The sequence below is a fragment of the Gardnerella massiliensis genome (genome assembly GCF_003408845.1).
GTDB lineage: Bacteria > Actinomycetota > Actinomycetes > Actinomycetales > Bifidobacteriaceae > Bifidobacterium > Bifidobacterium vaginale_H.
The window spans coordinates 424,760-434,692 of sequence record NZ_LRTV01000001.1 but is presented as its reverse complement, the minus strand read 5'-3'; the positions used below and the strand labels follow the sequence as shown (position 1 = coordinate 434,692).

Sequence of the window (9,933 nt, the reverse complement as noted above, 5' to 3'; positions counted from 1 at the left end):
TTGGAGACTTGGGTGACTTGGATGACTTGGGTGACTTGGATGACTTGGGTGACTTGGGTGACTTGGGTGACTTGGGTGATCTTGGCGACTTAGGTGATCTGGGTGACCTTGGTGATCTCGGCGATCTCGGTGATCTCGGTGACTTAGGTGACTTTGGTGACTTAGGTGACGTGGATGATCTGGGCAATCTAGGTGACTCTAGCGACTCTAGCGAATCTAGCGAATCTAGCGAATCTAGCGAATCTAGCGAATCTACTAATGCTGATGCGTTGAGTGACTAATATTAAATCTATAGAAAAGTGGGAAGGATTCGGTTGGATTCTTCCCACTTTTATTTATCGGATTACGTTTTACTTATCGGTTATAATATCGTGTTTCATGTTTATATTGTGTTGCGATAAGAGCGTAAAACAAAACTGCAGAATGCAAGATAAGTAAAATCGCAGTATAACTGTATAAAACAAAAACCGCACATGTGTGAATTAATCCACGAACATGTGCGGTTTATGTTTATTTATTACTGATTAATCAAATCAGGCGTTTACGCGGTCGATGCCAGACTGTACGTCTGCAATCACGGAATCCCAAGACTTGATGAAGGCGGCAACACCGTCGGCCTCAAGCTTGTCGGTAACGTCCTTGATGTTGATGCCAAGCTCAGCAAGCTTGTTCATAACAGCGTGGCTCTCTTCGTAAGTGCCCTTAATGGAAGCAGCGCCGTTGCCGTGATCAGCAAGAGCGTTCAAAGTCTTTTCTGGCATGGTGTTAACAACATGCTCAGCAACCAACTCATCAACGTACTTGCAGTCGGAGTAAGCTGCGTTCTTGGTGCCGGTAGAAGCCCAAAGTGGACGCTGCTTCTTTGCGCCCTTAGCTTCAAGAGCAGCCCAACGTGGGTCAGCTGCGAACTTCTTCTCGAAGAGTTCGTAAGCCAAGCGAGCGTTAGCAACAGCAGCCTTGCCTTCAAGAGCCTTAGCTTCATCGGAGCCGTTAGCTTCGAGGAGCTTGTCAACAGCGCTATCAACGCGGGAGACGAAGAAGGAAGCTACGGAACCAATGTGCTTCAAGTCATGGCCGTTAGCATCTGCCTGAGCAATACCTTCGATGAAGGCGTCGATAACCTGCTCGTAGCGCTCGAGGGAGAAGATCAAGGTCACGTTCACGGAGATACCCTTAGCGAGGGTAGCGGTGATAGCTGGAAGACCTTCCAAAGTTGCAGGAATCTTGATCATAACGTTTGGACGATCAACCTTTGCCCAAAGCTCTTCAGCCTGCTTCTCAGTGTTAGCAGTATCGTGAGCCAAGCGTGGGTCAACTTCGATGGAGACGCGGCCGTCAACGAAATCGGTCTTTTCAGCAATCTCGCGGAAGATATCGGTTGCGTTGCGAACGTCGGTGGTGGTCAACTCGCGAATAGCGGTCTCAACGTCAACCTTGCCGAGTTCCTTAAGCTGTGCATCGTATGGACCAACCTGGCTCAAAGCCTTCTGGAAGATGGATGGGTTGGTGGTAACGCCAACAACATTCTTGTTAGCAATCAAATCCTGCAAAGAACCGGATTCGATGCGGGTACGGGACAAATCGTCCAACCAAATAGAAACGCCGGAATCGCTGGTGCGCTGCGTTGCTTCAGTCATGTTATCTCCTTAACACTGTGCTCCACCAATTGGGGCACGTCGGTATTGTGGCGTTGTTACAAGAAACAGCGGTTGATGTCGAACCAACGGTAGCTCGGCACCAACACGCCGTCGCTGTTTCTTGTGAAGTTACTAAATTAGCACTTCTAGTTTTGTGACATATCAATTTTATTTTGATACATCAAGTTTTATTTTTGCTTACTTGCTTTTTGCTTACTTACTATCTTAAGCGCGAGCTTCTTCGATAGAAGCCTTGGCAGCTTCTACTACGTGCTCAGCAGTAATGCCCAAGTCGATCATGTTTTGACCGCCGTCACCCTGCAAGCCGTACTGTTCGATAGAAACAGCCTTGCCGCAATCGCCAAGATACTTGTACCAAGGCAATGCCAAGCCAGCTTCGATGGAAACGCGAGCCTTGACGGACTTTGGAAGGATTGCTTCCTTGTACTCTTCGTCCTGCTCTTCGAACCATTCGAGAGATGGCATGGAAAGAACGCGAGCCTTGATGCCTTCAGCTGCCAAAGTCTTGGCGCCGGCAACAGCCCACTGAACTTCAGAACCGGTTGCCATGATGATTACGTCTGGAGTGCCTTCGCAATCAGCCAAAACGTAAGCGCCGTGCTTCACGCCTTCGCGAGCCTTCTCAGCAGTCTCAGCGAGGGTTGGAACGCCCTGACGGGTCAAAATCATGGCGGTTGGGTAGCTGTTCTTCTTCTCGAAGAAGTAACGATAAGCTTCAGCAGTCTCGTACTCGTCTGCAGGGCGCACAACCTCAAGCTGAGGAATAGCGCGGAAAGCAGCCAAGTGTTCGATTGGCTGGTGGGTTGGACCATCTTCGCCCAAAGCTACGGAATCGTGAGTCCAAACATAGAGGTTTGGAATCTCCATCAAAGCAGCCAAGCGAACTGCTGGGCGCTCGTAGTCAGAGAACTGGAAGAAGGTGCCGTTGAATGGGCGAGTGTCAGAACCAAGCAAAATGCCGTTGGTGATAGCACCCATTGCGAACTCACGCACGCCGAAGTGGAGCTGACGGCCGTACTCGGAAACGTTTGGCCAAGTGCGGGTTGCATCCTCGGATGGGCCGAAGGAGTCAGCACCCTTAATGTTGGTGTTGTTGGAGCCGCCCAAGTCAGCGGAACCACCCCAAAGTTCTGGCATAACGGCAGCAATTGCGTTAAGAACTGCGCCGGAAGCCTTACGGGTAGCGACCTTGGAGCCGACTTCGAAGCCAGCAACCAAGTCGTCGATAGCCTTGTCGAAGCCTTCAGGAAGCTTGCCAGCCTTAAGACGCTCATACAGAGCAGCCTTATCTGGGTTGGCGGCAGCCCACTTTGCAAGAGCTTCATCCCAAGCCTTATGAGCAGCCAAGCCGCGCTCTGCAACCTTGCGAGCGTGAGCCAAAGCTTCTTCGTCGATTGGGAACGAAACTTCTGGGTCGAAACCGCAAAGTTCCTTCAAGCCCTTCACAGCTTCTTCGCCAAGCTTGGAGCCGTGGGAAGCTTCGTTGTCGGTCTTACCTGGGGTTGGCCAAGCAATCAAAGTATTAACCTTAATGAAGTGAGGCTTATCGGTAACTTCCTGAGCCTTTTCAATAGCTGCAGCCAAAGCCTGAACGTCTTCCTTATAGGAGCCGTCTGGCTGGATGAAGCTCACTTCATCGGTGTACCAGCCGTATGCACGGTAACGAGCAAGAATATCTTCAGAGAAGGTGAGCTTGGTGTCGCCTTCGATCTGAATGTGGTTTGCATCGAAGATTACGGTCAAATTGCCGAGCTTCTGGTTTCCAGCCAAGGAAGCAGCTTCAGAAGAAACACCTTCCTCAACGTCGCCTTCGCCGCAGATAACCCAAACCTTGTGATCGAATGGGGAAGTGCCGGCTGGAGCTTCTGGATCGAGAAGTCCACGCTCAAAGCGCTGGCCGTAAGCAAAACCAACAGCGGATGCAAGGCCCTGGCCGAGTGGACCGGTGGTCATTTCGATGCCTGGAGTTAAGCCGTATTCTGGGTGACCTGGAGTACGCGTGTCTGCGCCGCCACGGAAATACTTGAGGTCGTCAAGAGTTAAGCCGTAACCAGAGAAGAACAATTGCACGTATTGCGTAAGCGAAGCGTGACCGCCAGAAAGAATAAAACGATCGCGGCCGGCCCACTTTGGGTCAGCTGGATCGTGCTTAATGAAGTGCTGGTACAAGGTGTACGCAATTGGTGCCAATGAAACAGGGGAGCCAGGATGTCCGTGTCCTGCTCGCTCAACAGCATCAGCCGAGAGAACCTTCGCCATCTTTACGGCGCGCTCGTCTAATGCAGACCAGTTGAAATCGGTCATGTGATCTACTTTCCTTCCAATAATCCGGGTTTTTAAGCACAGCTCACGCTGGCTTTTTACCCTCTCATTGCCCTTTAATCCTATCTTTCGCGTGAGACGAACATGCAATAATGTGTGTCAAAATGTGTCATTATGTCCATGTTCTGTAACCCTTGTGTGAATCTTTGCCGTTAATTATTTCGTATAGCAACATCGTTCTTAGATAACAGACTTTTTCATCGCGTATTGAATAAATTTGGGTACAATAAATAAGGAGTTGGTTACAATAAATTTGGATACAATTGAGTAAAGAAGACTAAAAGTTGGAAGTTATTAGTCTTAAAGTTGATAGGAGTTTTGATGCAGTCCCGACGCATGATGATTTTGCGCGCAGTCGTTGAGGATTATATTCGTTCTCAGGAGCCAGTAGGATCTGCGGCGTTAGCGAAGCATCATCAGCTTGGCGTTAGTTCAGCAACTATTCGCAACGATATGTCAGCTTTGGAAGAGGAAGGCTATTTAATTCAGCCGCATACTTCCGCAGGTCGTATTCCTACAGAAAAAGGGTACCGCTACTTTGTTGACGGTTTAGCTGCGGTTATTCCACTTTCTGAACCGCAGCGTCGCGCTATACGCAACTTTTTAAGCGGGTCGGTGAGTTTGCAAGATACCTTACAAAGATCTGCTCGCTTGCTTGCCAGTATTACTGGACAGGTTGCGCTTGTTGCGGCTCCATCGTTATCTCGTGCCAGCGTGCGTCGTATTGAGCTGGTTCAAGTATCTTCAGCTACTCTTTTGGCTGTTGTTATTACCGATACTGGCAGTGTTGCGCAACATATGTTACAAGTCGAAAACGTTTCTGCAGAGGAGCTTCGACAATCAATTACTATGATTAACCAATTGTGTGTGGGACTTTCGCTCAAAGTTGCTTCGCAAAGATTACACGCGCTTGTTGAAACTATTGCGAGTATGAGTGTGCGTAATTTATTGCGTTCTCTTGCGAAAGCGCTGGAAGATATGCACGTTGGTGAGCATGCGCACGATTTGTATATGGCTGGAGCTTCCCAGCTTGCTCACCGTCAAACGATGAGTGATTTTGCTTCACTATTTGACGCGCTTGAAGAGCAGGCTGTTATTATGCGTTTGATGACTACCTTAAGTGAAGAGGCGAGTGATTGCGCAAGTGGAGTAAGCGTAGCGATTGGTTCAGAAACGCATAATCCGGGCTTGTTGCATGCTTCAATTGTTACTAGTGGTTACGGTTATAACTCTTGTCCTAACGAAACGTATTACGCGCACGAAAGTAACGATACTGCTCAAGAGGAGCATTTTACTTCTCAAAGTGACGGCACTAGTGATGCTCGTAACGACAGTAGTACAAGTAATGGTATCGATAGTTTTGAAAATATTTCTGAATCTGCGGTTCGTCAAAACGCTCCTGTAGCTTTCATAGGATCGATTGGACCGCAGCACATGGATTATGTTGCTACGATGGCAGCGGTAAAAGCTGTGGCCCGCTATCTGAACGCGTTTATTGCGCAAAATCGCTGAAAATAAATTCGAACTACGTTTTACTGCTGACGTTGGTGTATGGCACAATAGGTGAGGTTGAGTAATACTGATGGGGTTTATTTTAGAGGTATTAAAGTGACTGATTATTATAAGATTTTGGGCGTTGATCATAACGCTAGTGATGATGAAATTCGTAAAGCATACCGTAAGATGAGTCGCAAATATCATCCAGATATTGCCGGTGCCGAGTTTGAGGATAAGTTTAAGGAAGTAAACGCTGCTTACGACGTGCTTTCTAATCCTGAAAAGCGTCGCATGGTTGATATGGGCGTTGACCCTAATGATCCTTCTGCTGGTGCTCGAGCTGGTGCTGGTGCGGGTGCCTTTGGCGACATGGGTATGGGGGACATTTTTAGCCAATTCTTCTCTAATTCTTTTGGTGGCTCTCAAGGTCCAGTTCCTCGTGTGCAGCCTGGAGATGATGCTTTAGCTGAGGCTCATATTGATTTGAAAACGGCTATTTTTGGTGGTAATACGCGCGTTCGTTTAACAACTTTTGGTGTCTGCAAGGATTGCAATGGTTCTGGTTCTGAGGATGCTGCTGAACCTGAACAGTGCCCGCAGTGCCACGGTTCTGGCTTCTGCCAGAAAGTTGTGCGCACAATGCTTGGTCAGATGATGTCTTCCATGCCTTGTGACAAGTGTGAAGGTCACGGAACTATTATTCGTAATATTTGCCAAAATTGTCATGGTCATGGTCGTGTGCGAACTATGCGTGAGGTTGGCGTTAACGTGCCAGCTGGTATTCATGATGCAAGTCGTTTGCGTTTAGCTTCGCAGGGTAGCGTTGGAGAATGTGGCGGTCCAGCTGGTGACTTGTATGTTGATATTCATATTCGTGCCGACAAACAATTCACGCGTCAAAACGATGATTTGCACTGCTGGATTACTGTTCCTATGAGCTGGGCTGTGCTCGGCCACGACATTACTATAGATACTTTCGATGGTCCACGAACAATAACGATTCCTGCAGGTTGCCAGAACGACGATACTGTTACTTTGTCAAATCTTGGCGTGACTAAGTTGCGTTCCACAGATCGCGGTGATCTTATTGTTCACGTGTTGGTGCATATACCAACGAAGCTTACTGATGAGGAACGTGCTCTTATTGAACAGTTTGCGCGTACTCACGATGGCAGCGTGAAGCAGATTCAGCAGCAATCGTTGGCTAATCAGTCTCAGGAGCATAAAAGTTTCTTTAGTAAATTAAAGGAAGCTTTTGTTGGCTGATTTTTACAGCTTTAATTGCAGCTTTAATTACGGCTTTAATTTACTGATTTAATTTACAGCTTTAATAAAATAGTGGGGAAATATGGCATTACCAATATTGTTTGCTGGAACTCCAGAAGTTGCGGTTCCTGCGCTTCGCGAGTTAGCTGAAGATCGTGAGCATTTTGACGTGCGCGCAGTGCTGACGCGCCCGGATGCTCCCACTGGTCGCGGCAGGAAGCTGGTTCCAAGCCCTGTAAAGCAGGCTGCTCTTGAGCTTGGTTTGCCCGTGCTTGAGTCCGATCCAAAAGATGAAGCTGTGTTTCTTGAGCAGCTTGCCGCCACGGGTGCTAAGGCTGCGGCAGTTGTGGCGTACGGAAAGATTTTGCGCCAGAATGTTTTAGACGCGTTGCCGCTCGGCTGGTATAATCTTCATTTTTCGTTGCTTCCGCAGTGGCGAGGTGCAGCTCCTGTGCAGCGCGCAATTTGGGCCGGGGATGATATTACGGGAGCTACTGTTTTTCGCATTACGCGTGGCATGGATTGTGGCCCTATTCTGGCGCAGTTTACTACGAAAATTGAGCCTCACGAAAATGCTGGCGATTTGCTTATGAGACTTGCTCACGACGGTGCTCCGCTGCTTGCTGCTTCACTTCGAGGCATGGAAACAGGCGAAATTGTGCCGGTAGAGCAAGATCAAACTCCTCAAGAAGTTGCGCAAAAGATTACGGTTGAAGATGCGCATATTGATTTTCACGCTCCAGCTTTTGCGGTCGATCGTCAGATTCGCGCTTGCACGCCGAATCCGGGTGCGTGGTGCGAGCTGCACGCGGACGACGACAATAACGCGGATCCGATTACTTTGCACGTGTTGCGCGCGGTTCCGGCAGATGCTAATAATCCGCATGCTGCAGATTTTAATCAGCTTAATCCTGGAAAGTTACTTGCTGGCAAGAAACAAGTTTGGATTGGTACTTTAAGTGGTGCGCTTGAACTTTTGGAAGTAAAAGCGCAAGGTAAAAAGGCTATGAAGGCGGCTGATTGGGCGCGTGGAGCAAGGCTTTCTGCCAAAGCCTACTGCGCATAAAATTATGAGTATGAACTTTTCTTCGCTGTTGCCAACTTTGGCCAAGCCGGGGCTTTTGGTGATGGATGTTGACGCCACGCTTATTGAAGAAGAAGTTATCGATTTGCTTGGTGCAGAAGCTGGACGCGGCGATGAGCTTTCTGCGATTACAGCGCGCGCAATGCGTGGAGAAATTACTTTCGATACTTCCTTGCGTTTGCGCGTAAGCATGCTTCGCGGTTTGAATATTGACGAATGCAAAAAGCGTATTATTTCGCGTATTCACGTAACTAAAGGTGCGAAAGTTTTAATTGACGCGCTTCACGAGCGCGGTTGGAAAGTTGGCGCAGTTTCCGGCGGTTTTCACGAAATACTAGACGAATTGTTGCCGAGTTTGAGTATCGACTTTTGGACGGCTCACTATTTGGAATCGCGCGACGGCAAACTTACTGGCAACGTACTTGGAAATATTGTTAACGCTAACGCAAAAGTTGATGCGCTTCAAAAGTGGGCGCATAATCTTGGAATTGCGCGCGAACAAACGGTTGCGGTAGGCGATGGAGCGAATGATATTGCTATGATTCAACATGCTGGACTAGGCGTAGCTTTTTGCGCAAAGCCAGCAGTTGAAGCGTCAACTCCTTACCGCATTCATACGCGTGACTTGAGTGCTGTCTTGCGTTTTGTGAATGCGAATTAATGCGTTTATAAAACGAAAAGTTGAAGAATGTACATGGGCAATGTAGAATTATGAAGCAATGATTAAATATTAATGTTATGCATTAGTGATTAGCCGGCGTTAAAGGCTGGTTTGTGAAGGTTCTGTAGCTTTTATCCACAGAACATACATGTGCTGGTAAGTCTTTCAATTCAATGAGTAAAATAACAATTAGTTTTATTAGATAGAGAAGAGTGTGCGTGAATGTGGGAAGTTCACGTACAGCAGGGTAGGGAGTATATAGTGAATTTACGAGAGGTAGCGCTTGAAGTTGCGCGTATTTTAGAGGATGTTGGCAAACACGCGTACCAGGATCAGTTAAGTCCGCAAGATATGACGTCGTTGGCTTTGGGAGATCCGATGCAATCCGAATCCGGTTTCTCGGACAAGCTGGTACGTTTTATACAAAACCGTTTAACCTATGTCAATCCTTTCCAAGGTTTTTGGAGAACAAGACCAGAGCATTGCAATCCGGGCGACCGTTTCTGGTGTGTGGGCAATGTCGACGGTGCTATTAATTTCAACCGAGACATGGCCGAATGGACGCTTACTGTTTCTCTGTTTGAATTTAACGAAGAAGGTTCTGCGCGACCGGTGCTTGGCGTTGTGCACGCTCCTGCATTGGGATTAACTTATTTGGCTGCAAAGGGCCAGGGTGCGATTCGTATTCGTAGAACTCCTCAAGGTGAGAAGCGTGAAAAGATTACACCGTCTACTTCTTCGGAATTGCGCGGGTCGGTAGTGTGCTATGGAATGTCCTATATTCCTGGAGAATCCAAGCGCGCTCTTGATGTTGTTGCTTCGATTGAAGAAATGTGCCCGGCTGATATTAAACGTATCGGTCCTGCTTCTCTTGATTTGTGCAAGGTTGCGGATGGCACGTACGACGCGTATTTTGAGCCGCATTTGCATCAGTGGGATATTCCAGCAGTTTCTGCCGGTGCCGTGGTGGTGCAAGAAGCTCAGGGACAAGTGTGCCAGTGGGATGGAAGTCCTATTCATTACCGCCGCGAGAATGATGTAGTGGCGTCGAACGGTTTGTTAATTGACAAGTTGCGCCCGTATCTTAAGTAACTAATAATCTCATGGCGTGTTATAACTTTTTTAGTAAACATTATGACGTCTTATCATTTAATTTATGCGGAATTTGCGAATTATGTGATTTACGCGACATAAATTGTTGCATAAAAAGACTTGCAATGTATGAATAGTTGAGTAACATACAATCTGTACTGGCGTCAGTTTGCAAATTTATGTATGCTGAACATATTAAGAGAGTGCGAAGCGTTTTAAATAGCAAATTGGTGTGGAAACGAAGATGCGAATGCTAATTTATTGGCGGACGCATAATTGTATATTACAAATTATGTATATGCAGGAACATAAAGAATACACATTATTGAAGTGAGGAATAATGACGAAGAAGA

At 47.5% G+C, this 9,933-nt stretch carries 8 protein-coding genes; 6 read left to right on the top strand and 2 right to left on the bottom strand.

The window, feature by feature from the left end; genetic code table 11:
• Positions 1-281 (top strand): hypothetical protein (locus tag AXE77_RS01695; RefSeq protein WP_205727506.1); only part of this gene is annotated, 281 nt, incomplete at its 5' end.
• Between the two features lie 252 nt (positions 282-533).
• On the opposite strand, the gene tal is transcribed toward AXE77_RS01695, so the two are convergent.
• Positions 534-1,637, bottom strand: coding sequence for a transaldolase (gene tal, locus AXE77_RS01690; protein ID WP_116711832.1), 1,104 nt, complete (start codon positions 1,635-1,637; stop codon positions 534-536).
• Positions 1,638-1,862: 225 nt separating this feature from the next.
• Positions 1,863-3,962, bottom strand: coding sequence for a transketolase (tkt, locus tag AXE77_RS01685; protein WP_116711831.1), 2,100 nt, complete (start codon positions 3,960-3,962; stop codon positions 1,863-1,865).
• Positions 3,963-4,316: 354 nt separating this feature from the next.
• Between tkt and hrcA the strand changes: the two genes are divergently transcribed.
• The 5 genes from hrcA (at position 4,317) to AXE77_RS01660 (ending at position 9,580) form a co-directional block, all read left to right on the top strand.
• A complete protein-coding gene (hrcA, locus tag AXE77_RS01680; protein WP_165846039.1) occupies positions 4,317-5,492 on the top strand; it encodes a heat-inducible transcriptional repressor HrcA in 1,176 nt (391 codons plus the stop codon).
• Between the two features lie 96 nt (positions 5,493-5,588).
• Complete coding sequence (dnaJ, locus tag AXE77_RS01675; RefSeq protein ID WP_116711829.1) at positions 5,589-6,743, top strand: molecular chaperone DnaJ; 1,155 nt, start codon at positions 5,589-5,591, stop codon at positions 6,741-6,743.
• An 82-nt stretch (positions 6,744-6,825) separates the two neighbouring features.
• Positions 6,826-7,809, top strand: coding sequence for a methionyl-tRNA formyltransferase (fmt, locus tag AXE77_RS01670; protein WP_116711828.1), 984 nt, complete (start codon positions 6,826-6,828; stop codon positions 7,807-7,809).
• Positions 7,810-7,813: 4 nt separating this feature from the next.
• Positions 7,814-8,488, top strand: a complete 675-nt coding sequence (serB, locus tag AXE77_RS01665; protein ID WP_165846024.1) for a phosphoserine phosphatase SerB — start codon at positions 7,814-7,816, stop codon at positions 8,486-8,488.
• A gap of 261 nt (positions 8,489-8,749) precedes the next feature.
• Positions 8,750-9,580, top strand: coding sequence for an inositol monophosphatase family protein (locus AXE77_RS01660; RefSeq protein ID WP_165846023.1), 831 nt, complete (start codon positions 8,750-8,752; stop codon positions 9,578-9,580).
• Positions 9,581-9,933: the final 353 nt, after the last annotated feature.